Below are 25,731 nucleotides of genomic sequence, written 5' to 3'. Positions count from 1 at the left end.
GCCGATCATCGCCGAAGTGAAACGCTCGGTTCAGGACGCGCGCAACACCGCCGACCAGTCCTCGGCCATCGCCTCCCAGACCAGTGCGGGTATGGAGCAGCAGTACCGCCAGGTCGATCAGGTCGCCACCGCGTCCCATGAAATGAGCGCCACCGCCCAGGACGTCGCCCGCAGCGCCGCCCAGGCCGCTGAAGCCGCCAAGGATGCCGATCGCGCGACCCGTGAGGGCCTGACGGTGATCGACCGCACCACGGCGAGCATCGACACACTCGCCAGTGACATGAGCGCTGCGATGGTCCAGGTCGAAGGCCTGGCCGCCAACAGCGAGAAAATCGGCACGGTACTGGAAACCATCCGCGCCATCGCCGAACAGACCAACCTGTTGGCACTCAACGCGGCCATCGAAGCCGCCCGCGCCGGTGAAGCCGGACGCGGTTTCGCCGTGGTCGCTGACGAAGTACGCAACCTCGCCCGCCGCACGCAAGAGTCGGTCGAGGAAACCCGTCAGGTCATCGAGCAGTTGCAGAACGGCACACAGGATGTGGTGGGTTCGATGGGCAACAGCCATCGTCAGGCACAGGGCAGTGTCGAGCAGGTGGGGCAAGCGGTGACAGCGTTGCGCCAGATTGGCGATGCGGTGACGGTGATCAGCGACATGAACCTGCAGATCGCCAGTGCGGCGGAAGAACAGAGCGCCGTGGCTGAGGAAATCAACAACAACGTGGCGACGATTCGTGATGTGACCGAGTCGCTGTCCGGGCAGGCGAATGAATCGGCGCGGGTGAGCCAGTCACTCAATAGCCTGGCCAATCAGCAGCAGGGTTTGATGGATCAGTTCCGGGTCTAAGGCTCACTGCACAACGCAATGTGGAAGCGGGCTCGCTCGCGAAAGCGGTAGTTCAGTCGACATCTTGATTGACTGATCCGCCGCCTTCGCGAGCAAGCCCGCTCCCACAGTGGTTTTATAGCGACCTGCGGTTCAGCGCCGGGGCAACTCGATCACCACCTTCAACCCGCCCCACTCGCTTTCGCCCAGCACCAACAACCCACCCCACGTATCGACGATATCCCGCACGATGCCCAGCCCCAGACCATGCCCCTGCGTCTGCTCATCAAGCCGCGTCCCACGGCTGAACACTTGACCCCGTTGCGCTTGGGGTATGCCCGGCCCGTCATCCTCCACGCTCAGGGCAAAGCCATCAGTACGCTTGATAACATGGAGACGAACCTCGGCATCCGCCCATTTACAAGCGTTGTCCAAGAGGTTGCCGAGCAGCTCCAGCAGGTCTTCCCGATCCCACGGTAATTGCAGCCCCGGTGGCGCTACGTAACTCAACGCCAGATGCTCGCCGTGGATCATGTTCAGGGTCGCCAACAGTCCCGGCAGTTCTGCGTCACAGTCAAACAACGACCCCGGCAGCGCATCACCGGACAATCGCGCACGGTTGAGCTCGCGATTGAGCCGCTGCTGCACTTGCTCCAGTTGTTCCTTGAGGATCTTGCGTAATTCGGGATGGCCATCGAATTTTTCGCTCGCCGCCAGACTCAACAGCACCGCCAATGGCGTTTTCAGGGCATGCCCCAAGTTGCCCAGTGCATTGCGCGAGCGTTTCAGGCTGTCTTCGGTATGGGCGAGCAAATGGTTGATCTGCGCCACCAACGGTTCGAGTTCAACCGGCACCTGATCATCGAGTTGCGAACGCTGGCCCTGCTGCAATTGGGCGATCTGTTCACGCGCCTTTTCCAGCGGTCGCAAGGCACGGCGCACGGTGAGCCGTTGCAAAAACAGAATCAGCAACAGCCCGAGCACGCCCAAACCCAGTCCGATCTGGCGCATGCGCTGAAAGCTTTCGCGCACCGGGGTGTAATCCTGGGCGACGCTGATCGAGATCGACTGGCCCAGCCGTCGATAGTCCGAACGCAACACCAGCAACTGCTGCCCGTCCGGGCCCAACTGCAGATTGCTGTGCAGGCCTTGGTGTTCGAGCTGCGGCAGGTCCTGATCCCACAACGAACGGGAACGCCAGTGACTGTCGGCAAAATCAATGCGGAAATAGTGCCCGGAGAACGGTCGCTGATAGGCCGGCGACAGGTGCCGCTCATCCAGCTGCAAGCCTTGCGGGCCACGCACCAGCGCCACCAGCAGGCTTTCGCTGTCGTTGCGCAAACCGGCCTCGAGATAGCGCTGCAATCCCACCTCGAACAGCCACAGACTGGTTTGCGCCAGCACCACGCCGACCACCACCAGCACGCTGATCAACCCCAGGCTCAAGCGGCGCTGGATTGACCTCACGACGCTTGCCCGCCGAACAGGTAACCCTGGCCGCGACGGGTTTCGATCACGCTTTTGCCGAGCTTGCGGCGCAGGTGATTGACGTGGACTTCAAGAACGTTGGAATCACGCTCGGTCTCACCGTCGTAGAGGTGTTCGGCGAGGTGGCTTTTGGAGAGGATTTGCTCGGGGTGCAGCATGAAATAGCGCAGCAAGCGAAATTCGGCGGCGGTCAGTTGAATGTCGGCGCCGTCGCGAACGACACATTGGCGGCCCTCATCCAGATGCAGGCCGGCTGCCTTTAGCGTCGGCTGGTTGGCCTGGCCTTTGGAGCGGCGCAACAACGACTGAATGCGCAAATAAAGCTCTTCGGGATGAAACGGTTTGGTCAGGTAATCGTCGGCACCGGCCTTCAGGCCTTCGATGCGCTCGGCCCAGGAATCGCGTGCCGTGAGGATCAGCACCGGCACCGCCAGGCCCCCGGCACGCCATTGCGCCAGCACCTCTAGCCCCGGCACGCCAGGCAAGCCGAGGTCGAGGATGATCAGGTCATAGGGTTCGCTGCGGCCCTGATACACCGCATCACGACCATCTGCCAGCCAATCCACTGCGTAACCTTGGCGTTGCAGGCCGGCGAGCAACTCGTCGGCCAGCGGTACGTGGTCTTCCACCAAAAGCAAACGCATCGATCAATCTTCCTCGTCTTTCACAAGTTCACCGGTATCAGCCTTCAGGTGCAGCTCACGCGCCACACCCTCGACGGTCAGCAACTCGACTTCATACATGTAGACGTCGTGCTTCTCTTCCAGCTCGACCTCCAAAAGCTTCGCGCCGGGGTAACGCGCCATTGCCTGATGCAGCACTTGCTCCAGCGGCAAAATCACACCCGCGCGAACCAGGCGCAGCGCTTCGTCCTGATCGAGGTCGCGAGCCATCGCCGTCGAACAAAAAATCACGAGCGCCAACGCCGTGCAACGGGTGGCGCGAACATTAACCTTCATTACTTATCCTGATGATCCCTGAGAACCTGCCCCGTCACCGCGTTCAATTCCAGATCCCATTCCTGCCCCTGCGGATCACGCATTTCAATCTGGTAGATGTACTTGCCGTACTGCTCTTCCAGCTCGGTGTCGGTGATCTCGGAACCCGGATGTCTGGCCAGCGCCGTGGTATTGAGCTTCTCGAAGGAGACGATAGTACCAGCGTCGTGCAGACGCAGGGCTTCATCGGGGCCAAGGTCGCGGGCGTGGGCGATGCTGGCGGTCAAGCCGAAAAGCGAGGCGATGGACAGGGCAGTCAGGGTTTTCATGGGTGACTCCATATTTTTATGTGTTGCAACGCAGGGCACCTTAGCGGGATGAACTTAACTGAAACTGAATTGCCATCATTGTTTCCTCGCTCCCACAGAGGGCCGCCGTGGTTCTATAATCCTTCGCTTGCTAACGATCGAGACCGGTATGACAGCCATCCACATCAAGTTTCCGTCCCTCACCCTCAAGGCCGGCCCCCGGGCCATGGCGCGCATCCGCGCCCAAGGCCTCAACGCTGCTGATGTCGGCACCCTGCCCGGCGCGGCCGGTGGGCCAAAGGCCTTGGGGATTCAGGGGCTGGATCTGGCCTTGTTCGGTGAGTGGCTGCCGAGTGCGCCGCGCGAACGTTCGCTGATCGGTGCGTCAGTGGGTTCCTGGCGCTTCGCCAGCGCCTGCCTGCCGGACGCCGCCGCAGGCATTCGTCGCCTCGGCCACCTGTACGCCGAGCAGAATTTCAACAAAGGCGTGACCATGGCCCAGATCAGTCAGAGCTCGCAGCGCATGCTCAATGACCTGCTCGATGGCCGCGACGACAGCATTCTCAATAACGCCGATTACCGCTTGAACATCATGGTGGTCAAAAGCCAGGGCCGTCTGGCGGACGACCATCGCGCTCGACTCGGGCTGGCACTGGGCTCGGTGATTGCCGACAACCTGCGCGGTCGCGCGCGGCTGTCGCGACATTTTGAACGGCTGATCATCCACGATCCGCGCCTGGCACCGCCGGTGCATGCGCTCAACGATTTCCCGTCGCGCTTCGTCGCGCTCAATGCTGCCAATCTGCGTCAGGCGCTGCTGGCCTCGGGTTCGATTCCGATGATCATGGAAGGCGTGCGCGACCTGCCCGGCGCCGGTGCAGGGACTTTCCGCGACGGCGGTCTGCTCGACTATCACCTTGACCTGCCCTACAGCGGCGACGGCATCGTGCTCTATCCGCACTTCACCGACCGTGTGATTCCGGGCTGGTTCGACAAGACCCTGCCATGGCGCCGGGCCTCGGTGGAGCGCTTGCAAGACGTGTTGTTGCTCGCGCCGTCAAAGGAATATCTGGCACGCCTGCCCTACGGCAAACTGCCCGACCGCAACGACTTCAAGCGCTTCATGGGCGATGCGCCGAGCCGGCAAAAATACTGGCACGCGGCGATGGACGAGAGCCGGCGCCTGGGGGACGAATTCCTCGAACTGGCTGCCAATGGTCGCCTCGCCGAGCGCTTGCTGACCCTTTAGTCAGCAAGGCCAAACACAAGCTGATAAACTCGCCGCCTGCCCGAATCGCTGCGGCGAACGCCATCTGAACAGAGCCGAAACTACTGTGGAAATCTTCAAGGAATTTACATTCGAATCCGCCCATCGCCTGCCGCACGTACCGGACGGCCACAAGTGCGGGCGCCTTCACGGCCACTCGTTCAAAGTGGCGATTCACCTGAGCGGCGACCTCGATCCGCACACAGGCTGGATCCGCGACTTCTCCGAGATCAAAGCGATTTTCAAGCCGCTCTACGAGCGCCTGGATCACAACTACCTGAACGACATTCCCGGCCTGGAAAACCCGACCAGCGAAGTCCTGGCCAAATTCATCTGGAATGAATTGAAACCACTGCTGCCGGAACTGAGCGCGATCCGCATCCACGAAACCTGCACCAGTGGCTGCATCTATCGCGGCGAGTAATTCAATACACATCCCCTTGTAGGCGTTGCCAGAAGCCGCTTCAGGGGATCGGTGTTCATCAAGGATATAGAGAACAGCCTTCGCGGCTGTTTTTTTATGCCTATGCTTTTTTGGCTCCCACCCTGCCAAGAGGACAGGACCATGACGGACTGGCTGCTGGATCAAGTCTTCGACTTCAACGGGCATAGCGTGCGGTTGACTCACAAAGCATCGACATCACCATTAAGAGTCAGTCCTTCAATCCATGTATGAAGCCCCCGCTTGATAACATGCCGTGATTTGAACGCCCCTGACTCCTCTAGAATATCTTTCAATATCGGTGAATGCGTAACAACCCAAATCTGCGATCGCTTACTGGCAGAGCTAATCAAACCAGCCAACGATCTGAGCATATCAGGATGAAGGCTGTTATCAGGCTCGTTCAAAACAATAAAAGGAGGCAAAGAACCGGATGTCAGCGCAACGACCAGGCAAATATACTGCAACGTACCGTCAGACAACTCCCACGCATTACTTGTCCGATTACTGTGAGCGAAACGCAAACCAAACGAAACGGTACGCTCGGGCTTTGAAATATCCAAAGTTGCTCCACCGAATGTATCCGCAATCAGTTTTTCAATAACATCAAGATCCTGAACTATATATTTTTGCGTCGCCAAAACAGCAGCGAGATTTGTTCCACAGGAATCAAGCACGGTACCACTAACAGCGTAGCAAGGCTTACGGATGGGTGACTCAATATCAGTCCTGAAACCATGATAAAAACGCCACCCCATTATTTCATGTTTGATACGCAACACCTCGGGAAAACGCTCCGCATCTGTGAGAGAGTTTAATGCCGTTGCCGAGGGAAATAGTCGAATAGAATTAGTCATGTCCAGCATGGCCATTTCTCGACCCATGACTTTCAAGAAACTATTCTCTCTGACCATCAGAATATGAGTTTTTCGCCCATCATAAAACGATAACTTTTCATTTTTAATTTGCGGTTCAAACTCAAAGCCATCGCCCAATACAATTTTCTCTCCAAAAACATTTTTTTGCGGCACCAAGCCTGCTGTAATTCTATAACTGTAATAGCCATCATCTGGAAAAGTTGAAAAACGCACTTCAAGAATAATTTTTGAGCGTTCGGCACTGCGCTTTGAACTTTCCGAAAGGATCGACTGCATGCCACCTTCCCTAACGATAAACTTTGAGAACTCCCCCGTCGCGGCGGCCTGCACGAGCTTTAGTGCATTATACAAATTGGTCTTCCCAACTCCATTAGCGCCATGAAAAATGTTCAATCCGTCAAGATTAATAAACACATCATCAATAGAGCGATACCCTTTAACTGAAACAGACAAAATTCTCACTACTAAAGCTCCACACAATATTCGCCATTAAACGAGACTACTCGATCAGCCAGCTTTAATATTGACTCGCGATGAGCAACAATGATCACAATGTTAGACGCATTATATTTCTTTATATTTGATATGACTGTACGCTCTGCCGCCTCATCAAGAAACGCGGTACTCTCATCAAAAACAACCACCTTATGATCCCGCAAAAAACTTCTTGCCAGCGCAAGACGTTGGCGCTCTCCTCCCGACAACATTAGACCTCTGTCTCCAATTTCCGTGTCCAGTCCGGACGGTAATCCTTTCAGGAATACCTCAAGATTAGCGAGCTTTAGAACAGCTTCCAGTTTCTCATCCGGTGCATTCTGATCGGCAACTTTTAGATTAAATCTCAGCGTACCGTTGAACAAACCAACCTCTTGGGACACGAAAGAAAACCTGGAATAAAAATCGTGATCAGACAAATCGCCTATCGCAACACCACCATATTTAATTAAACCTGACGATGGCACGTAGAGTCGCATCAGCAATTTGACAATAGTTGACTTACCCACGCCAGACGGGCCAGTGATCGCGACGACTTCACCCGGAGCAAATCGAATTGACAAATCACACAGCACCTTTTCTACAGGTCGGTTAGGGTAAGAGAACCCAACATTACAAAACTCCAGACCATGACCAACGTTCGGAAGTTTATTATTTTTATCAACACGCCGAATTTCGCAAGCGTCAAAATGCTTTAGTAATGGTGCAAACCCACCTAGTGACTCGATCATGCTTCCAACACTCTTTAAAAGAGCGTCGTACGGCTGACAAACCTGAAACATATAGGCTGCAACCATTACTAAATGACCAACACCTATCTCACCGGAAAGCAACCTTAACGAGGACTCATAAATAACCACAAAAAAAACCAATGAAAAAATAACTATCCTGACCACCTCCAGAGAAGTACTTTTCCTATAGAAATCCAACCAAGACTGGTAAACCCCTTCTTGATCTTCGCGAAAAAACCGCAGTAGAAACTCCTCAGCTAAATAAATACGTATCGTCTCAATATTCGAAACAATGCCATGGACAGTTTTAGAACATCCCATTTCCTTCAATATCACAGCTTTGAATAGCTCTGACAAACGACCTATCACTGAAGCGCTAAGAATGGCATATACAAAAACATATAAAAAAATCATAAACATTACGAAAAAATCTTCAAAAAACAGCAACACTACAAACGATACTAATATCTGAACCAAGGACGGCAGCACACCAACCAATAAAGAGCGCACAGTATTATCCATACTCGCAGAAGCACATTGCAACACTGCGCAAGGTGTGCCGGCCCTTGTACAAGACTCTCATTCGCAGATAAACCAATTGATTTCTTAATAAACATCTCACCAAGATTTATATTAACCCTCTGAATAAACATCATTGTCAACACATCAGACGAATGAGATAACACCTGAGATATAAAAACAACACCAATCACCAAAACCAGAAAGTTCAAGAACTGTTCATGATCACTTGAAGCGACCGCAAGCATCCGTTGAAAAAACATGGGCAACAACCCAAACCCTATCGAGGTAAGAAAAACCAGCGTCACCAAAAAGGCCAAACGACCTGCATCCTTTGATTTCATGGACAACTTTAATAGCTTATAAGCATCGACAAACCCTTTCGCCTTCATTCGAATACTTCCTGAAAGTTAAGCTTGAACAATTCATGAGGTAACAGGGGAAAGGATCGATCACCTGTCATCAGGGATTTCAGGGCTAGGCATTCTCCGGCACTTCCTTTCATCAGACCACAACCTAAAGTGGCCGAACCATGAATCGACCAATACTTACTTTCCAAATCACTATTCAAAGCTTTCTTGAATAGTCGCCGATAAATCAACTCTACGCCCAAGGCTCCGTTGGAAACTGAGAAACTTTCTTTTTTGCCAGGTTCTAAAACACTCGCCTCAAATAATGCACGAACATTGTATTTCTGTAGGAACTCATTGATCATGCAGATATTAAAATGTCTTTTTAAAAAATCTAATACATAAATAATCCCTGCCCCCCCATAAGCCCACCCAAACTCATCTTGAAGTTCTATATTTCGAGGTTTACTTCTCAAATCAGGCCAATTACCACGCTGAGGGTCGAAGCAATTGATTTCCGACATGATCACGCCTTTTATCAATGGCAGGATCGCCCCATCAGGAATATCAAAAACAAGTGCATATACCGCGATCGAATAAGCGACTCCTGCTTGACCATGCGAAAGCCCAGATAATATCTTCTTTGCGTGCCTTGAGATATTGGCAGAAAATATTATCTGCTCACCATCGAGTTCGGATCGCGCTACTAAAACATCGAATAGCGACCTAGCAACATCTCGCCAAACCTCCATCCGTGATAGTTCAAAGTAACAACTTGCAATCACTAGAGCCCCGGCAAGACCATAAACCAATCCCGAACCCATTTTCTTATATTCACATGCATAAATAGACGTGACAATTTTATCGGTTGCAGCGGAAATAGAGGTCAGGTTTCCATCTATAAAAATCGGAGCTATCGAACTCAACCCACCGACATATGCTCCACCTATTGGGGACGAGGAGAGAAACTCACTACCCACCACCATTTCATAATACGCGGAGAGAAACTCCTTATTCTCAGACTCTGACTCGAATAACCCCCCAGTAGAGGCGAGATACCCAAGCCCTCCCGAACCCGAAAACAAATCGAACCCTACCGAAGTTAGCTCAAGATAGCTCTCACTTCTACTGGTAAACAGTAACGGGGGAGATTTTTTATAAAGCATGTGCTTAGCAGTTCTCTTTACTGAAGCGGAAGTCGTGTCTAAAGAAAAACAATTAGAGACTTCTCCATCATCAAAGAAGCCAACCCTATTAAACCTAAAGTTCATATCGACTACTTTTCCAGCCTCTTTATACACGCACTTTAAAAATTCAATCTCGTGACCATACCCATCACTTACTATACGATGCAAATCACTCCTTACACTATCGTACCCACTCACATAGTTAATCAGTTTAATACTTTTCACAGCATGAACTGAACAAACGAAAAGAGCCTTTGCACTAGACGTAAACCTTGGGACATCCCCAAGAAAACAGGCTTCAACCTCAGCCTTTAAGAGAGCGGGCTCAGCCCGATAATCTTCGATTGATCCGAGGCAGGACTCGATATAGTTTTTTCGCCCTTCATTACTCTTTAGAAGTAGCGGATGAAAAGACGCCTCAATCACCAAGCAATAATTAGCCGTGTCTCTCAATATCATTCTATTTTTAAGATTAGAAGCTTGATTAAAAAACCTCACAAACCGCTGATACTCAGCAGTTATAATTTTATAGCACTCCACACAGCCAGCAACCATACAATCAATATAGTCCATCGGATTCTGTACACAACCATCAAACACTACTGCGTTCGGATTTTTGTTCAAAGATGCTTTTCTAATGATTTCTTTCCGAAATATATTTCCTATCCCCGCGTGCTCGGTGTCGGCAAGTCCATCTGTGTATTTAATAACATTCGGCACAAGCCCAGTTCTAGCTATTGCCGAACGAGACGCGTCAACATAGACATGATGAAATACTGCTTCCAAGTCAACCGGCACAGGATTTCCATGATGAGTTACTATATTTTCATAATGAAGATCGGTAACCCCTAACGAAGCAACTGCGGCAATCAAATAGCCTGCTAACTTATAATAGTTCTCTACCTCCGCTTGGCTCTTCAAAGGAACCTGATCACACCACTTCACCCATCCGAAATCCTGCCCCGATATATATTCAGGAAACTCCCAGCCTTGGATATCACATTGATCCTTAAAGAAATCCCCAAGAAACTCGCTTGTTTTCCTTTCCAGTTCCAGGTCGCGCAATTTCAAGGCAAAGGCGGGGCATCCCCGTACGTAAAATAGAGCGACATTTTTATTTCCATCGTGACTTTCATCCCCGAGCAAAAACACATCACTCACTTCATGAGCGTCCGCCAGAAAACCAGTCCGTAGCAATTCCGGAAGCGACTGAACAAAAGCCCCCTTTACTAAGGAAAAGTTTTCCAACTCATCCGCAAAAAGTTTATCCAGCAAGTACTGCAGTGATTCATATTTACTCAAAAATTCTAGATACAACTCATCCTTCTCTAAAAAATCCTCGTACGTCATACTGACGCCGAGATCTTCATTGACATGCGAAACTTCTGCCTCAATGGTTTGCCGAACATAACTTTCCACCTTGTTCGCAACATGTATAGCAAACGCATTAGCCAGTTTTTTATCGAACAAAGAAGCAAGATCGAACTCCTTACTCTTATACAGTTCATTCAGATAATCATTTACTAAAACTCTATGCGCTCCGAAATAAGTCGACATGGATTCAACTTTTGAAAAACCACTCATCAACATTTCCTTATGTCAAATAAAATACCGCCTTTCGGCGGTTTGCGACTAGTTAAAGACAACTACATTGGCACTTGGCACCAGCCCATAACACGTCCCGCTTTTTATTGATTTTGGCGAGTAGGAAGCATAGCAACACCTGCTGAAGCATTGAGTACAGTTACTTGTCGCCGGCCCCGTGTGTACAGGTCTTGTAAGCTCCATTCCAGGGGGAGTATTTTCAATTTGCAAAAGAAGTGGATCTACATACATTTTTACGAAGGCAGCACTCATCATGACGCCATCCGCCCGAATAACATTTTTAATAGATTCAATATCGACACTACGATTACTCATCTTACGTCCTTGTATTGCCATTAGAATGCTTTGAAAAATTGAGAATCATTTGGAGCTATAGATATATTGGATCAAACCTTTACGGTCAATAAATTCGAAGCAGGAACAGGACTAATATCCTGTAGGACTATTCCAGTGGGGCCATAGGAACAATCCAGACTCAATTCAAAATATTAAGTTCTTTCATACAAGAAATTGACAGAACAAAACGTCAAGATGACAGCTCACCCCAATAGTTGTTAATCCAACAACTATCAATTCATATAGTTCTCAAGCATTGGAAATAGCTATTCAAACTTGGTTCGAACTCTGCAACCTTCCCCGCCTCTCTCTCATTCCAGCAAGGAACGCCCTATGGCGCAGAGCGATGCCGGCAACGATCCCCCCCCCCTCAGCGAAGTCCCCAAAGTGGCGATTCACCTAAGCGGCGACCTCGATCCGCACACGGGCTGGATCCGCATCCACGAAACCTGCACCCGTGGCTGCATCTATCGCGGCGAGTTATCCATGAAGAACACTGAAATCCCTGTAGGGACGGGCTTGCCCGCGCACAGGGGTGATGCATGACGAATGCATAAATCACAGGCAAAAAAAAACCGCATTGGGCGATACCCATGCAGTTCTGTTGAATCGTTCGATGTTCGTTAAGGTGGTAACCCCACCAGCCACACCCCGGCACACAATGTTCCCGCTGTGGCTGCTTCCTTCCGGATCTGACCAGGTTCACGGGTAATCGTTGCGGGGGGACCGATGGGGTCACCATAACGACACTCACCTGTCGGCGAGCCGCGCCATTGTACCTATCTGAGACGAAGTTACAACCGTTGGTTTCAGATAAAAAACATGAAGAGGTTCAAGCACTTGCTATTGCGCTTGCAACACCTCATCCGCCCTGCCGCCCTCTTGCTGGATCACCAGGTGAATGAAGTGCAGCTTGGCAATCGCCGCCGCCGGCAACACGAACGGGTAGAAGTCCGGCTGACCCATGCTGCGTGACAATTCGTTGAGCATGCCGGCCAGTTCGATCCAGGCGTTGACGAACGACAGAAACGCCCCGCCGCCAGGATGCTCAGGCTCGAACAGAGTGCTTGGCGCAAATGGCTGGTAGTCGAAGTCCATTTCCCGCGCACTCATGCCAAAACCCAGCGCAGTGTCCACTGCGTCCATCATGTGCAGGTAATGCGCCCAGGTTTCCGCCCAGTCTTCCCAAGGGTGCATGGTCGCGTAGGCACTGACGTAATGCTGCGGCCAGTCCAGTGGGGCGCCTTGTTGATAGTGGTGGTCAAGTGCCTCGGCATAGCTGGCGCGCTCGTCGCCAAACAGGTTGCGGAATGATTGGAGCCATGGACCGTTAGCGATCAGCCGATCCCAGTAGTAGTGTCCAACCTCGTGGCGAAAATGCCCCAGCAGCGTGCGATAGGGCTCATGCATTTGCGCCCTCACCCGCTCGCGATGGGCGTCGTCGGCTTCTTTGATGTCGAGGGTGATCAGGCCGCTCGCGTGGCCGGTCATTGGTGAATTGCCTTCGAGGTCGACGCCGATGAAATCGAAGGCCAGTCCGGTTTCTTCACTCACCGTTTTCGGGATGACCTGCAAGCCGAGGGTGATCAGTTGTGCCACCAGGCGGCGCTTGGCCGTTTCCACCTTGCGCCACAGTTCGGGGTTTTCAGAAACCGAAAGATCGGGAATCGTGCGATTGAGGCTGCAGGCAACACACAGGACGTCGCGACCGTTGTCCGGCAGCAACCAGTTGCACGCCGCAGGCGTATCGAGATTGGCGCAACGACGGAACAGTCCCGCCTCGGGATCGGCATCCAGCGTCCAGGAGCCTTCCTGCGGCCCCGGTTGCAGCGAGGTCAGGCGACTTTGTTCAGACTGATAACCGAGCAATGCGCTGCAAGCCAGGCACTGACTGTTGCGAAAGAACAGTGACTGACCGCAGCGACACGGCCAGACTTTGCTGTTGCGTGAAGATTCGCCCATGAACGGCGCGACGATGCGAGAACTGAGTTGCTCGAAAAAGCGGTACATGGCGATCTCTCCTTGGGGCTTGCCAAGACTAGATCATTCCCGCCCAAAGATCGTTCCCACGCAGAGCGTCACTAGTGTCCGGTAAAACCTGTTTCATAGCAGAAGGCAGCCTTGAGCTGCCTTCTGCTCCGTTCGCTTCTGCCTTCGATGTTCAAGATGTTCGATGCTTGATGGCCGTTCGAACAACGTGTGGGCTAGCCGAATGACGAAGCTGGAAATAGCCCAGAGCCACCTGACCGGCGCTGCTAAAGGTGCAGCAAGAGGTACGTGATCAAAGCGCTGTATATCTGAAGACGAACGGCATTTTCGGAGAACTTGAAGCATCTGTGCAAATCGGGTGCTGCTGAACATAGGCGAAAATCGAGCCTGAAAAACCTGATTATTGCTCAGGAAGCAGGCACAGCAAGGGGGAGCAAGCTCCCCCTTCAGTTTTTACCGGACACTAGTGACGCAATGCGTGGGAACGAGAGGTCAGACGGAGAGGCCACAGCCCTTCAGGAACGCGATAAATGCCTCCTCATCCATCACCTTCACCCCAAGCTCATTGGCCTTGGTCAGCTTGGAGCCAGCGCCTGGGCCGGCCACCACGCAATGCGTCTTCGCCGACACCGAACCGGCCACCTTCGCCCCAAGGCTTTCCAGATGTTCCTTGGCGACATCGCGGCTCATCAACTCGACCTTGCCCGTCAGCACCCAAGTCTGCCCGGACAGCGGCAAACCTTCGACGACCTTCTTCTCGCTGTGCCAGTGCATGCCGAAATCACGCAGTTGCTTCTCGGCCTCTTCGGCCAGTTGGCGATGCTGCGGCAGCGCAAAAAACTCACGTACCGAATTGGCCTGTTTCTCCGGCAATGCCTGACGCATGTCCAGCCAGTCGGCGCTCATTACCGCGTCGAGCGAGCCAAACCTGTCTGCCAGCTTCTGCGCCCCGCCTGGGCCGACCGAAGGAATGTACAGCTTGTCGAGGAAGCCGCCCAGCGTAGTGCTGGCGGCAAACTCGGCCCCCAGTTCGCCCTGATCCTGAATCTGCAAACCATGCCCGAGCAATTCGCCGATCACCTGCTGGTTGTGCGCATCTTCAAAGAAGCTGTGAATCTCGTGTGCCACTTCCAGGCCGACATCCGGCAGATAGGTCAGCACCTGCGGCAACGCCTGTTGTACGCGCTCCAGCGAACCCAGCGAACGCGCCAGTACCTTGGCCGTTTCTTCACCAACATCGGGAATGCCCAGGGCATAGATGAAACGCGCCAGCCCCGGCTTCTTGCTGTCTTCAATGGCCGCGAGCAGTTTGTTGCCGGACACCTCGGCAAAGCCTTCCAGATCGACGATGTCATCAAACTTCAGCGCGTATAAATCGGCCGGCGAACTGACCAGGCCTTCATCGACCAATTGCTCGACGCTCTTGTCGCCGAGGCCTTCAATGTCCATCGCACGACGCGAGACGAAGTGAATGATCGCCTGCTTCAATTGCGCGCCACAGGCCAGGCGCCCCACGCAGCGATACACCGCGCCTTCGCTGACGGTTTCCTTGCCCTTGCTGCGCTTGATCAGTTGCGTGCGCTCAACGTGGGAGCCGCACACCGGACAGCTCTCCGGAATCGCCACAGGTCGTGCATTGTCCGGACGGCGTTCGGTGACCACTTGCACCACTTGTGGAATCACATCACCGGCACGACGGATGATCACGGTGTCGCCGATCATCAGGCCCAGCCGCGCGACTTCGTCCATGTTGTGCAGCGTGGCATTGGCCACGGTGACGCCCGCGACCTTGACCGGTTTCAGGCGCGCCACCGGAGTGACGGCGCCGGTACGGCCAACCTGGAATTCCACATCGAGCAACTCGGTGAGCTCTTCCATCGCCGGGAATTTATGCGCGATCGCCCAACGCGGTTCGCGGGCGCGGAAGCCCAGTTCACGCTGATCGGCAATGCTGTTGACCTTGAACACCACACCGTCGATTTCGTAAGTCAGCGAGCTGCGTCGCTCACCGATGTCGCGGTAGTAATCCAGGCACTCACCGATGCCTTTGGCCAGTTTCAGCTCGTGGCTGATCGGCATGCCCCACTTTTGCAATTGCTTGAGGTTGCCGATGTGGGTGTCGGAAATATCGTGGGAGACCTGACCGATGCCGTAGCAGCAGAACTCCAACGGACGGTTGGCGGTGATCTTCGAATCCAGCTGACGCAGGCTGCCGGCAGCGGCGTTGCGCGGGTTGGCGAAGGTCTTGCCACCGATGTCCAGTTGCGAGGCGTTGAGGCGCTCGAAACCGGCCTTGGACATGAACACCTCACCGCGCACTTCCAGGGTCGCCGGCCAGCCTTCGCCGTGCAGCTTCAGGGGAATGTTGCGCACGGTGCGCACGTTGACGCTGATGTCTTCGCCGGTGGTGCCGTCACCGCGTGTGGCGCCACGAACCAGCAGGCCGTCCTGATACAGCAGACTGACCGCCAGGCCATCGAGCTTCGGCTCGCAGCTGTACTCCACCGCCGAGCCACCGCCGAACAGATCGCCAGCCGGCAGATCCAGACCTTCAGTGACGCGGCGATCAAACTCGCGCATATCGGTTTCTTCGAAGGCGTTGCCGAGGCTGAGCATCGGTACTTCGTGGCGCACCTGAGTGAACGCCGTCAGCGCCACACTGCCGACACGCTGGGTCGGCGAGTCACGGGTGATCAACTGCGGGTTGGCTGCTTCCAGAGCCTTGAGCTCGTGGAACAACCGGTCGTACTCGGCATCCGGAATGCTCGGCTCGTCGAGGACGTGGTAACGGTAGTTGTGCTGATCCAGCTCAGCGCGCAGCGCTAGAATGCGGTTTTGGGCGGCGGTCATGGGTGTTCTCTCATAAAGCAAAAGAGCAGCCGAGGCTGCTCAATCTATTTTGCCGATTGCCTCTTTATAACGAGGCAATCTTTTCAATCAACGCTTATGGGTCAGGGCGCGGCGCTCGAACTCGACGATGCGCTGACGGTAATGCTCGATGGTCTGCGCGGTCAGGACGCTGCGTTGGTCATCCTTGAGTTCACCGTTCAGTTCCTGGGACAGCTTGCGGGCAGCGGCCACCATCACGTCGAAGGCCTGCTTCGGATGACGCGGGCCAGGCAGACCGAGGAAAAAGCTCACCGCCGGGGTGCTGAAATGATCGATGTCGTCCAGATCAAAGATGCCCGGCTTGACCGCATTGGCCATGGAGAACAGCACCTCACCGTTGCCAGCCATGCTTTCGTGACGGTGGAAAATATCCATCTCACCAAAACGCAGACCGCTTTCCAGAATATTCTGCAACAGCGCTGGGCCTCTGAAACCGGCAGCGTCGCGGCAGATCACGCTGATCACCAGAACCTCTTCGGCTTGCGGTTGATCCTTGTCACTGACCACCGGTGCAGCCTTGGCATCATTGGCGAAGTCTTCACGACTGCTGAAGCTCGGGCCGCCGTCCAGATCCAGGTCAAGGTTCAGGTCGCCCTGGGCCGGACCGTTGCTGCCACGCTTGCCACGCTTGGAGCCGGATTCGCGAGGCTCGCGTGCTTCGCGGGCCGGCATGCTCACCGACGGCAGATCGTGCTCGTCCAGTTGTGGCTCTTTATGGGTGTCCAGAACGCGGGCCGGGCCCAACAGCTCGGCGCTGGTGTCCTCGTCCGGCAGATTCGACAGACTTCGATCAAGACGGAATTTCAGTTTTCCCTTGCCGCCGCGCATCCGGCGCCAGCCATCGAAAAGAATACCGGCTATCACAATGATGCCGATGACGATCAGCCACTCGCGCAGACCGATTTCCATGTAATCCCGTGCCTCTATAAAAAATGCTGAAAAATAAGGGGTTTACACTGTGCAAACCGCTTTAAAACGTGGCGCCAACTCTATGTTCTGACAGGTGTTTTGCCCACGTATACGAAAAATTGACATTAAACTAGCACGATCAAAGGCTTCGCAGCTACAAGCTTTAAGCTCCAGGCTGCAAGCCGCTTCACTTGCCGCTTGAAGCTTGCAACTCGCCGCTGCGCCGCTAGGCGTCCACCATCGCCATCGCCTCCTCGACATCTACAGCTACCAGTCGCGAACAACCCGGTTCATGCATCGTCACACCCATCAACTGCTCGGCCATTTCCATGGCGATCTTGTTGTGAGTGATATAGATGAACTGCACCGTCTGAGACATCTCCTTAACCAATCGTGCGTAGCGTCCAACGTTAGCGTCATCCAGTGGCGCGTCAACTTCATCGAGCATGCAGAACGGCGCCGGGTTCAACTTGAAGATCGCAAAAACCAGTGCCAGCGCGGTCAGGGCTTTTTCCCCGCCGGAGAGCAAATGGATGGTGCTGTTCTTCTTTCCAGGCGGCTGCGCCATGATCGTTACCCCTGTATCGAGTAGATCTTCGCCCGTCAGTTCCAAATACGCGCGCCCGCCACCGAAAACTTTTGGAAAAAGCGCCTGTAAACCGCCATTGATCTGATCAAAGGTATCTTTGAAACGGTTGCGGGTTTCCTTGTCGATCTTGCGAATAACGTTTTCCAGCGTCTCCAGTGCCTCGACCAGATCGGCATCCTGAGCATCCAGATAACGTTTACGCTCGGATTGTTGCGTGTATTCGTCGATGGCCGCGAGGTTGATGGCACCCAGACGCTGAATCCGGGCATTGATCCGTTCGAGTTCCTCTTCGGCTTCGCGTTCACTGGCTTGTGCCGTTAATGTCGCGAGCACGCCATTGAGATCGTAGCCATCTTCGAGCAGTTGATCCTGCAGAGCCTTGCGGCGCACGGTCAGGGCTTGCCATTCCATGCGCTGCTGTTCGAGCTGGCCACGGATCAACTGCGATTGCTGCTCGGCTTGCGTCCGGCGTTTTTCCGCTTCGCGCAATTCACGGTCGGCATCTTCCAGGGCGATTTGCGCAGTCTTGAGTTCTTCGTCGACGGTCATGCGCTTGTCGAGCAACTCTTCAAGCTTCAGGCGCAGTTCTTCCAGAGGGGCCTCGCCCTCCTCCAGATTCAGACTCAACTGTTCGCGCTTTTCGGTCAGACGCTCGGCCTGCATTTCCAGACGCTCCAGCGCCTGGCGCGTGGAGTCATGCTGCGCGCGCAACGAGCCGAGCCGCACGGCCAATTGATGCGCATGGTCCTTGTGCTGCCGCGCTTCCTGACGCACGCGGTCGAGGCGCTCGCGCAAGCTGTCGCGCTGGGCCAGCAGCAACTCGCGTTGCTCGGTGTCCAGCGCCATGGCGTCGAGGGCGTCCTGCAATTGCATGCGCGCTTCGCCTATTTGCTCATGCTCGAGCTCACGCTGTTCGCCGAGCTCGATCAGCTCTTCATCGAGACGGGTACGGCGCAGCGTGAGTTGTTCGGCCTTGGCTTTGCCGGCGGACAACTGGGCTTTCAATTCACCTTGCTGACGGGCTTCGTCTTGCAGCAAGCGACGTAAATGTTCGCGACCGTTTTCCTGCTGACGCTGTTGCGCGCGCAGGGTTTGCAAACGGGTTTCCATCGCCTCGACCGTGGCTTCACGCTCTTCACGTTCGAGATGCAGCGTCTCGATTTCCTGGCCACGGGCAAGCATGCCGCTTTCGGCTTCGCTGGCACGGCGCACGCGCAGGAAATGCCGACCGACCCAGTATCCATCACGACTGATCAGGCTCTGCCCGGCGCTCAGCTGACCGCGCAAGGCCAAGGCCTGCTCCAGACTATCGACCGGTTTGACCTGACTGAGCCATGGCGACAGGTCAATCTGCGCCTCGACCTTGTCCAGCAAGCTGCCCGCCACTCGCACGCCATCGGTGCCGGGGCTGAGCAGGCGCAAATCGCCCTGAGTGAAGCCGGACAAATCAAAACCGTTGAAATCATCCACCAGCACCGCTTGCAGGTCGGCGCCGAGCACGGTTTCCACCGCCAACTCCCAACCGGCCTCGACCTTCAGGCCTTCGGCCAGACGCGGTCGTTCGGCCAGGTTGTGCTCCTTCAGCCATTCAGCCGTGCCGGTGCCCGGATCGAGCGCGGCTTGCTGCAAGGCTTCCAGCGAGGCCAACCGGCCATTCAAACGCTGCAAATCGCCCTGCGCCTGTTGCTGCGCGGTCAACGCTTGCTGCAACTCCTGGCGCAGTTGCTCAAGCTTTTCGACCTGAGCCTCTTCGCTGGTCTGCAAATCTTCAAGCGTCGCTTCGGACTCGGCGAGTTGTTCGTTGAGCGCAATGATCGCCGCGTCTTCCGGATCGGCCGACAGCAATGCACGCTCTTCGCCGAGGCGCTTTTGCCGATCGGCCAGACGCTCCATGCTGGTTTCCAGCTGCTGGATGCGCGACTGCTGGACTTCAGCCTGACGGCGCGGTTCGGCGGCGGTCAGGTTGAAGGTGTCCCACTGCTCCTGCCAGCCGTGCATGACGGTTTCGGAATCTTCCAGCGCGGCGGCAGCCTCTTCGGCGGCGGCGCTGGTGACTTCCTGCTCGGGGGTGAGCATGTCCAGCTCTTCACCGAGGGTCAGCAGCAACGTGCGGTCGTGGCCCAGGTGCGATTCGGTTTCCAGACGCGCGCGCTCGGCTTCTTTCAAGTCGTCCTGCAATTGACGCAAACGTTGCTGGCCGTGCTGGATGCTCTGCTCGACCCGGGCGATGTCGCCGCCGACCGAATAGAAGCGTCCCTGCACCAGATTGAAGCGTTCGGACAGGTCATGATGCCCGTCGCGCAGGCGCTCGATAGCGGCGTCGGCGTTACGTTGCTCGGCGACCAGCGCTTCGAAACTGATTTCCTGGGTGCCGATGATCGACTCGCGCTGGCCAACCTGATCGTTCAGATCCTGCCAGCGCAGGGCCGACAGTTGCGCCTTGAGCTGACGCTCCTCGGCTTTGAATTCCTGATACTTCTTGGCGGCCTCGGCCTGGCGGTGCAAGCGCTCGAGCTGACGCTCGAGTTCTTCGCGCAGGTCGGTCAGGCGGGCAAGGTTTTCGTGGGTGCGGCGGATGCGGTTTTCGGTCTCGCGCCGACGCTCCTTGTACTTGGAAATGCCGGCCGCTTCTTCGATGAAGTTGCGCAGATCTTCAGGCTTGGACTCGATCAGCTTGGAGATCATCCCCTGCTCGATGATCGAGTAGCTGCGCGGGCCGAGGCCGGTGCCGAGGAAGATGTCGGTGATGTCGCGACGACGGCATTTGGTGCCGTTGAGGTAATAAGTCGTCTGGCTGTCGCGGGTCACTTTGCGACGAATGGAAATCTCCGCGTAAGCGGCGTATTCGCCCAGCAGCGTGCCGTCGGAGTTGTCGAACACCAACTCGATGCTCGCCTGACTCACCGGTTTACGGCTGGTCGAGCCGTTGAAGATGACGTCGGTCATCGACTCGCCACGCAGGTTCTTCGCCGAACTTTCGCCCATCACCCAGCGTACGGCGTCGATGATGTTCGACTTGCCGCAACCGTTCGGCCCGACGACCGCCGCCATGTTACTGGGGAAGTTCACCGTGGTCGGGTCGACGAAGGATTTGAATCCCGCCAGTTTGATGCACTTGAGCCGCACGCTTAGGCGACCGTCAGGGCGGACACCACCAGATCGCAACTGCGCTGGGCGTAAGCCGTCAGCACGATGCGGATCTGCGGCAGATCACGGGCAAGCACGGCGGCCAGCAAGCGCTCGAACAGTTCGAGGAACTCGCTCATCTCAGCCTTGCGCTGCTCGAGGGCGAGGAAGTACGCGCGGCTCATCGCCGGTTGCAGGTTCTCGACGGTCTCTTGCAGGTACGGGTTGTTGGCAAACGGATAGGCCGCGCGCATCACGGCGAAACTGTCATCGACGAAGGTTCGGATGTCCTGACGCTCGTAGCTGGCGGTCAGGCGCTGCTGGATCTGCACGAACGGCGCCATGTCGGCCTGGTCTTGCCAGCCGTTGGCCACCGAGTTGCCGAGCAGGATGTACAGTTCGCTCATCAGCGTGCACAGGCTCTGCACCTTGTGCGCCGTCAACTCGGTGACGTGCGCGCCACGGCGCGGCAGGATCGCGATCAGGTGGCGGCGTTCGAGGATCAACAAGGCTTCGCGAACGGATCCGCGGCTGACATTGAGTGCCAGCGTGACCTTCTGTTCCTGGATGCGCTCTCCCGGCTTCATTTCGCCACGAATGATGCGTTCGGCGAGGTGGTGAGCAATTTGCTCGGCGAGGCTGTCCGGCGCCTTGAACGTCATGGTTGTCCTTCAAACTCTATCGATCTGCACAAGCGGCGCAGTGTAGCGCAAATGCACGGTCATGGCGGAGTGCCCACTCAGCGGTTTTTGGCACGAATCCCGCAAAAAAGCAGGGGATCCAATGAGGGTCAATACTGAATAGACACGTTGCTGATCGACGAAACGCATTTTCCTGACCTTTAAGTCAGAAAACCATTGACCGAAAAGTCAGACCTGCTAAATTCGGTTCACGTCGGTTAACAACAATAATGAGTCTGCGAGGCCTTCCGTGATCCAGTTTTTACTTAACCAGGAACTCCGTAGCGAGCACGCCCTGGACCCGAATCTGACCGTGCTCAATTACCTGCGTGAGCACGTCGGCAAATCCGGCACCAAAGAAGGATGCGCCAGCGGTGATTGCGGCGCTTGCACCGTGGTGGTCGGCGAGTTGCAAACGGATGACGCTGGCCGCGAACACATTCGTTATCGCAGCCTCAACTCGTGCCTGACGTTCGTGTCGTCGCTGCACGGCAAGCAACTGATCAGCGTCGAAGACCTCAAGCACCAAGGCGAACTGCACAGCGTGCAGAAAGCCATGGTCGAGTGCCACGGCTCGCAGTGCGGTTTCTGCACCCCCGGTTTCGTCATGTCGTTGTTCGCCCTGCAAAAGAACAGCAATGCACCGGATCATGCCAAAGCCCACGAAGCACTGGCCGGCAACCTCTGCCGTTGCACCGGCTACCGGCCGATCCTCGCCGCTGCCGAACAATCGTGCTGTGGCAAGCAACCGGACCAGTTCGACGCCCGCGAAGCCGAAACCATCGCCCGCCTCAAAGCCATTGCCCCCACCGATATCGGCGAACTCAACAGCGGCGACAAGCGCTGCCTGGTGCCGCTGACCGTGTCCGATCTGGCCGACCTCTACGACGCCTACCCGCAAGCCCGACTGCTGGCCGGCGGCACCGATCTGGCGCTGGAAGTCACGCAGTTCCACCGCACCCTGCCGGTGATGATTTATGTCGGCAATGTCGCAGAAATGAAGCGCATCGAAACCTTCGACGACCGCATCGAAATCGGCGCCGCCACCGCCCTCTCCGACTGCTATGAAGCACTGAACGCCGAGTACCCGGACTTCGGCGAACTGCTGCACCGCTTCGCCTCTCTGCAAATCCGCAATCAGGGCACCCTCGGCGGCAACATCGGCAACGCCTCGCCCATCGGTGACTCACCGCCCCTGCTGATCGCCCTCGGTGCGCAGATCGTGCTGTGCAAAGGTGACACCCGGCGCACGTTGAATCTTGAGGACTACTTCATCGATTACCGCGTCACGGCGCGTCAGGAAAGCGAGTTCATCGAGAAGATCATCGTCCCGCGTGCCAGCGCCGAGCAGCTGTTCCGCGCCTACAAAGTGTCGAAACGTCTGGACGACGACATCTCTGCCGTCTGCGCCGCGTTCAACCTGCGCGTCGAAAACGGCGTGATCACTGACGCCCGCGTCGCCTTCGGCGGCATGGCGGCGATCCCGAAACGCGCCGCCCATTGCGAAGCCGTGTTGCTCGGCCAGCCGTTCAACAACGCCGTGGTCGAACGCGCCTGCGCCGCGCTGGCCGAGGACTTCACACCGCTCTCGGATTTCCGCGCCAGCAAGGAATATCGCCTGCTCAGCGCGCAGAACCTGCTGCGCAAATACTTCATCGAACTGCAAACACCGCACATCGAGACTCGGGTGACCGCTTATGTCTAACCATCACGCCGTAGAGAAGACCCAAGCTGAACTGGCTGAACTGTTCGCCAAAGACCTGACCACCGGTGTCGGCCGTAGCGTGAAACACGACAGCGCCGCCAAGCATGTGTCCGGTGAAGCGCAGTACATCGATGATCGCCTGGAATTCCCCAACCAGTTGCACCTGTACGCACGCCTGTCGGACCGCGCCCACGCGAAAATCATCAGCATCGACACCAAGCCTTGCTATGAATTCGAAGGCGTACGCATCGCCATCACCCACCAGGACGTGCCGGGCCTGAAAGACATCGGCCCGCTGATGCCGGGCGATCCGTTGTTGGCCATCGATGATGTGCAGTTCGTCGGTCAACCGGTGCTGGCCGTCGCCGCGAAAGATCTGGAAACCGCGCGCAAAGCGGCAATGGCCGCGATCATCGAATACGAAGACCTGGAGCCGGTGCTGGATGTGGTCGAAGCCCTGCGCAAACGCCACTTCGTGCTCGACAGCCACACCCACCAGCGCGGCGATTCGGCCGGTGCTTTGGCCACTGCCGAACACCGCATTCAAGGCACGCTGCACATCGGCGGCCAGGAACACTTTTACCTGGAGACGCAGATCTCCTCGGTAATGCCGACCGAAGACGGCGGCATGATCGTCTACTGCTCGACGCAGAACCCCACCGAAGTGCAGAAACTGGTCGCCGAAGTGCTCGACGTGTCGATGAACAAAATCGTCGTCGACATGCGTCGCATGGGCGGAGGTTTCGGTGGCAAGGAAACGCAAGCCGCGAGCCCGGCATGCCTGTGCGCGGTGGTCGCGCACCTCACCGGCCAGCCGACAAAGATGCGTCTGCCGCGCGTTGAAGACATGCTGATGACCGGCAAGCGTCACCCGTTCTACGTCGAGTACGACGTCGGCTTCGACAGCACCGGGCGCCTGCACGGGATCAACATGGACCTGGCCGGCAACTGCGGCTGCTCACCGGACCTGTCTGCCTCGATTGTTGACCGGGCGATGTTCCACTCGGACAACTCCTACTACCTGGGCGACGCGACCATCAACGGTCATCGCTGCAAGACCAACACCGCGTCGAACACCGCGTACCGGGGTTTCGGTGGCCCGCAAGGCATGGTTGCCATCGAAGAAGTGATGGATGCGATTGCCCGTCACTTGAACCTCGATCCGCTGGCCGTGCGCAAGGCCAACTACTACGGCAAGACCGAACGCAACGTCACGCACTACTACCAGACCGTCGAGCACAACATGCTCGAAGAAATGACCGCTGAACTGGAAGAAAGCAGCCAGTATCACGAGCGCCGCGAAGCGATCCGTCGCTACAACGCCAACAGCCCGATCCTGAAAAAAGGCCTGGCGCTGACCCCGGTGAAATTCGGTATTTCCTTCACCGCCAGCTTCCTGAACCAGGCCGGTGCGCTGATCCACATCTACACCGACGGCAGCATCCACCTGAACCACGGCGGCACGGAAATGGGTCAGGGTTTGAACACCAAAGTCGCGCAGGTCGTGGCCGAAGTATTCCAGGTCGAAATCGATCGCGTGCAGATCACCGCAACCAACACCGACAAGGTGCCGAACACCTCGCCGACCGCTGCCTCCAGCGGTGCCGACCTCAACGGCAAGGCCGCGCAGAACGCCGCCGAGATCATCAAGCGACGCCTGATCGAATTCGCCGCACGCCAATACAAGGTCAGCGAAGAAGACGTCGAATTCCACAATGGCCATGTGCGTGTGCGCGACCACATCCTGACCTTCGAAGCGCTGATCCAGCAGGCGTATTTCAATCAGGTCTCGCTGTCGAGCACCGGGTTCTACAAGACCCCGAAAATCTATTATGACCGCAGCCAGGCCCGTGGCCGCCCGTTCTACTACTTCGCCTTCGGCGCGGCGTGCTGCGAAGTGATCGTTGACACCCTGACCGGCGAGTACAAGATGCTGCGCACCGACATCCTCCACGACGTCGGCGCCTCGCTGAACCCGTCCATCGACATAGGTCAGGTGGAAGGCGGTTTCGTCCAGGGCATGGGCTGGCTGACCATGGAAGAACTGGTCTGGAACAACAAAGGCAAGCTGATGACCAACGGCCCCGCCAGCTACAAGATCCCGGCCGTGGCGGACATGCCGCTGGACCTGCGGGTGAAACTGGTGGAAAACCGCAAGAACCCGGAAGACACCGTGTTCCACTCCAAGGCTGTGGGCGAGCCGCCGTTCATGCTCGGGATTGCCGCGTGGTGCGCGATCAAGGACGCCGTGGCGAGCCTCGGTGACTACAAGCATCAACCGAAAGTCGATGCACCGGCGACCCCTGAGCGGGTGCTGTGGGGGTGCGAGCAGATGCGCCAGCTCAAGACTGTGAAAGCGGTAGAAACAGAGACCGAGCTGGCTTCGCTCTAGACCGAGGCGCGCCATTCGCGAGCAAGCCCGCTCCCACAGGAAAATGCATTCCAAATGTGAGAGCGGGCTTGCTCGCGAAGAC

General features: G+C 55.9%; 19 protein-coding genes and 1 other RNA gene. 6 read left to right on the top strand and 14 right to left on the bottom strand.

Annotated elements, in window-relative coordinates:
• The first annotated feature begins 91 nt into the window (after positions 1-91).
• Positions 92-847 (top strand): methyl-accepting chemotaxis protein, encoded by a 756-nt coding sequence (locus AACY50_RS28745; RefSeq protein WP_401160353.1) that lies wholly within the window; start codon positions 92-94, stop codon positions 845-847.
• 132 nt (positions 848-979) lie between these two features.
• Here the strand turns inward: AACY50_RS28745 and AACY50_RS11075 are convergent, their stop codons facing one another.
• The 4 genes from AACY50_RS11075 to AACY50_RS11060 are packed head-to-tail and all read right to left on the bottom strand — an operon-like array spanning position 980 to position 3,581.
• Complete coding sequence (locus tag AACY50_RS11075) at positions 980-2,293, bottom strand: sensor histidine kinase (RefSeq protein ID WP_339538556.1); 1,314 nt, start codon at positions 2,291-2,293, stop codon at positions 980-982.
• Positions 2,290-2,958 (bottom strand): response regulator transcription factor, encoded by a 669-nt coding sequence (locus tag AACY50_RS11070; RefSeq protein WP_221732956.1) that lies wholly within the window; start codon positions 2,956-2,958, stop codon positions 2,290-2,292. The genes AACY50_RS11075 and AACY50_RS11070 overlap by 4 nt, the downstream gene beginning before the upstream one ends.
• A 3-nt stretch (positions 2,959-2,961) precedes the next feature.
• Complete coding sequence (locus tag AACY50_RS11065; RefSeq protein WP_339432446.1) at positions 2,962-3,273, bottom strand: PepSY domain-containing protein; 312 nt, start codon at positions 3,271-3,273, stop codon at positions 2,962-2,964.
• Positions 3,273-3,581 (bottom strand): PepSY domain-containing protein, encoded by a 309-nt coding sequence (locus AACY50_RS11060; RefSeq protein ID WP_339464958.1) that lies wholly within the window; start codon positions 3,579-3,581, stop codon positions 3,273-3,275. Before AACY50_RS11060 ends, AACY50_RS11065 begins: the two co-directional genes overlap by 1 nt.
• Positions 3,582-3,729: 148 nt before the next feature.
• On the opposite strand from AACY50_RS11060, the gene AACY50_RS11055 reads away from it, so the two are divergent.
• Together AACY50_RS11055 and queD are read left to right on the top strand one after the other, a co-directional pair.
• Entirely contained in the window at positions 3,730-4,809 is a 1,080-nt protein-coding gene (locus AACY50_RS11055) for a patatin-like phospholipase family protein (protein ID WP_339432448.1), read from the top strand.
• An 85-nt stretch (positions 4,810-4,894) separates the two neighbouring features.
• On the top strand, positions 4,895-5,251 hold the full coding sequence (queD, locus tag AACY50_RS11050) for a 6-carboxytetrahydropterin synthase QueD (RefSeq protein WP_007955941.1): 357 nt from the start codon (positions 4,895-4,897) through the stop codon (positions 5,249-5,251).
• 200 nt (positions 5,252-5,451) lie between these two features.
• Here queD and AACY50_RS11045 read toward each other — a convergent pair whose 3' ends face one another.
• Genes AACY50_RS11045 through AACY50_RS11030 form a run of 4 tightly spaced genes read right to left on the bottom strand, consistent with a single transcriptional unit; the run spans position 5,452 to position 11,013 of the window.
• Positions 5,452-6,609: an AAA family ATPase gene (locus AACY50_RS11045; protein ID WP_339538555.1), complete on the bottom strand. Its 1,158-nt coding sequence runs from the start codon at positions 6,607-6,609 to the stop codon at positions 5,452-5,454.
• A 2-nt stretch (positions 6,610-6,611) separates the two neighbouring features.
• Complete coding sequence (locus tag AACY50_RS11040; RefSeq protein ID WP_339538554.1) at positions 6,612-7,883, bottom strand: ABC transporter ATP-binding protein; 1,272 nt, start codon at positions 7,881-7,883, stop codon at positions 6,612-6,614.
• Positions 7,835-8,284: a hypothetical protein gene (locus tag AACY50_RS11035; protein WP_339538553.1), complete on the bottom strand. Its 450-nt coding sequence runs from the start codon at positions 8,282-8,284 to the stop codon at positions 7,835-7,837. The genes AACY50_RS11040 and AACY50_RS11035 overlap by 49 nt, the downstream gene beginning before the upstream one ends.
• Complete coding sequence (locus tag AACY50_RS11030; RefSeq protein ID WP_339538552.1) at positions 8,281-11,013, bottom strand: DUF4135 domain-containing protein; 2,733 nt, start codon at positions 11,011-11,013, stop codon at positions 8,281-8,283. The genes AACY50_RS11035 and AACY50_RS11030 overlap by 4 nt, the downstream gene beginning before the upstream one ends.
• Positions 11,014-11,703: 690 nt before the next feature.
• Between AACY50_RS11030 and AACY50_RS11025 the strand changes: the two genes are divergently transcribed.
• Positions 11,704-11,916, top strand: a complete 213-nt coding sequence (locus tag AACY50_RS11025) for a hypothetical protein (RefSeq protein WP_339538576.1) — start codon at positions 11,704-11,706, stop codon at positions 11,914-11,916.
• A gap of 89 nt (positions 11,917-12,005) precedes the next feature.
• On the opposite strand, the gene ffs is transcribed toward AACY50_RS11025, so the two are convergent.
• From ffs to AACY50_RS10995, 6 genes are all read right to left on the bottom strand, one after another.
• Positions 12,006-12,102, bottom strand: an RNA gene (gene ffs / locus AACY50_RS11020) — signal recognition particle sRNA small type.
• A 111-nt stretch (positions 12,103-12,213) separates the two neighbouring features.
• Positions 12,214-13,380 (bottom strand): zinc-binding metallopeptidase family protein, encoded by a 1,167-nt coding sequence (locus tag AACY50_RS11015; protein WP_339538551.1) that lies wholly within the window; start codon positions 13,378-13,380, stop codon positions 12,214-12,216.
• 471 nt (positions 13,381-13,851) lie between these two features.
• A complete protein-coding gene (gene ligA / locus AACY50_RS11010; RefSeq protein WP_339538550.1) occupies positions 13,852-16,209 on the bottom strand; it encodes an NAD-dependent DNA ligase LigA in 2,358 nt (785 codons plus the stop codon).
• Positions 16,210-16,296: 87 nt separating this feature from the next.
• On the bottom strand, positions 16,297-17,157 hold the full coding sequence (gene zipA / locus AACY50_RS11005) for a cell division protein ZipA (protein WP_339464965.1): 861 nt from the start codon (positions 17,155-17,157) through the stop codon (positions 16,297-16,299).
• Positions 17,158-17,383: 226 nt separating this feature from the next.
• On the bottom strand, positions 17,384-20,872 hold the full coding sequence (gene smc / locus AACY50_RS11000; RefSeq protein WP_339538549.1) for a chromosome segregation protein SMC: 3,489 nt from the start codon (positions 20,870-20,872) through the stop codon (positions 17,384-17,386).
• 2 nt (positions 20,873-20,874) lie between these two features.
• A complete protein-coding gene (locus AACY50_RS10995; RefSeq protein WP_339432456.1) occupies positions 20,875-21,534 on the bottom strand; it encodes a GntR family transcriptional regulator in 660 nt (219 codons plus the stop codon).
• A gap of 268 nt (positions 21,535-21,802) precedes the next feature.
• Between AACY50_RS10995 and xdhA the strand changes: the two genes are divergently transcribed.
• Together xdhA and xdhB are read left to right on the top strand one after the other, a co-directional pair.
• The gene (gene xdhA / locus AACY50_RS10990) at positions 21,803-23,257 is read left to right on the top strand and encodes a xanthine dehydrogenase small subunit (protein ID WP_339432457.1); all 1,455 of its coding nucleotides are present in this window, start codon (positions 21,803-21,805) and stop codon (positions 23,255-23,257) included.
• Positions 23,250-25,649: a xanthine dehydrogenase molybdopterin binding subunit gene (gene xdhB, locus AACY50_RS10985; protein ID WP_339432458.1), complete on the top strand. Its 2,400-nt coding sequence runs from the start codon at positions 23,250-23,252 to the stop codon at positions 25,647-25,649. The genes xdhA and xdhB overlap by 8 nt, the downstream gene beginning before the upstream one ends.
• Positions 25,650-25,731 lie beyond the last annotated feature (82 nt).

Origin of the sequence: Pseudomonas sp. RA_15y_Pfl2_54 (assembly GCF_963971015.1) — a bacterium.
In the GTDB taxonomy this organism is placed as follows: domain Bacteria; phylum Pseudomonadota; class Gammaproteobacteria; order Pseudomonadales; family Pseudomonadaceae; genus Aquipseudomonas; species Aquipseudomonas baetica_A.
The sequence above is the reverse complement of the archived record's forward strand: the minus strand, read 5'-3'. Positions and strand labels throughout refer to the sequence as shown.

Bases quoted from the DNA above. Each gene is read 5' to 3' on its own strand.
- AACY50_RS28745 (WP_401160353.1), top strand. From the start codon at position 92: ATGGAGCAGCAGTACCGCCAGGTCGATCAGGTCGCCACCGCGTCCCAT.
- AACY50_RS11070 (WP_221732956.1), bottom strand. From the start codon at position 2,958: ATGCGTTTGCTTTTGGTGGAAGACCACGTACCGCTGGCCGACGAGTTG.
- AACY50_RS11065 (WP_339432446.1), bottom strand. From the start codon at position 3,273: ATGAAGGTTAATGTTCGCGCCACCCGTTGCACGGCGTTGGCGCTCGTG.
- AACY50_RS11060 (WP_339464958.1), bottom strand. From the start codon at position 3,581: ATGAAAACCCTGACTGCCCTGTCCATCGCCTCGCTTTTCGGCTTGACC.
- AACY50_RS11055 (WP_339432448.1), top strand. From the start codon at position 3,730: ATGACAGCCATCCACATCAAGTTTCCGTCCCTCACCCTCAAGGCCGGC.
- AACY50_RS11035 (WP_339538553.1), bottom strand. From the start codon at position 8,284: ATGAAGGCGAAAGGGTTTGTCGATGCTTATAAGCTATTAAAGTTGTCC.
- AACY50_RS11030 (WP_339538552.1), bottom strand. From the start codon at position 11,013: ATGAGTGGTTTTTCAAAAGTTGAATCCATGTCGACTTATTTCGGAGCG.
- AACY50_RS11025 (WP_339538576.1), top strand. From the start codon at position 11,704: ATGGCGCAGAGCGATGCCGGCAACGATCCCCCCCCCCTCAGCGAAGTC.
- AACY50_RS11015 (WP_339538551.1), bottom strand. From the start codon at position 13,380: ATGTACCGCTTTTTCGAGCAACTCAGTTCTCGCATCGTCGCGCCGTTC.
- ligA (WP_339538550.1), bottom strand. From the start codon at position 16,209: ATGACCGCCGCCCAAAACCGCATTCTAGCGCTGCGCGCTGAGCTGGAT.
- zipA (WP_339464965.1), bottom strand. From the start codon at position 17,157: ATGGAAATCGGTCTGCGCGAGTGGCTGATCGTCATCGGCATCATTGTG.
- AACY50_RS10995 (WP_339432456.1), bottom strand. From the start codon at position 21,534: ATGACGTTCAAGGCGCCGGACAGCCTCGCCGAGCAAATTGCTCACCAC.
- xdhB (WP_339432458.1), top strand. From the start codon at position 23,250: ATGTCTAACCATCACGCCGTAGAGAAGACCCAAGCTGAACTGGCTGAA.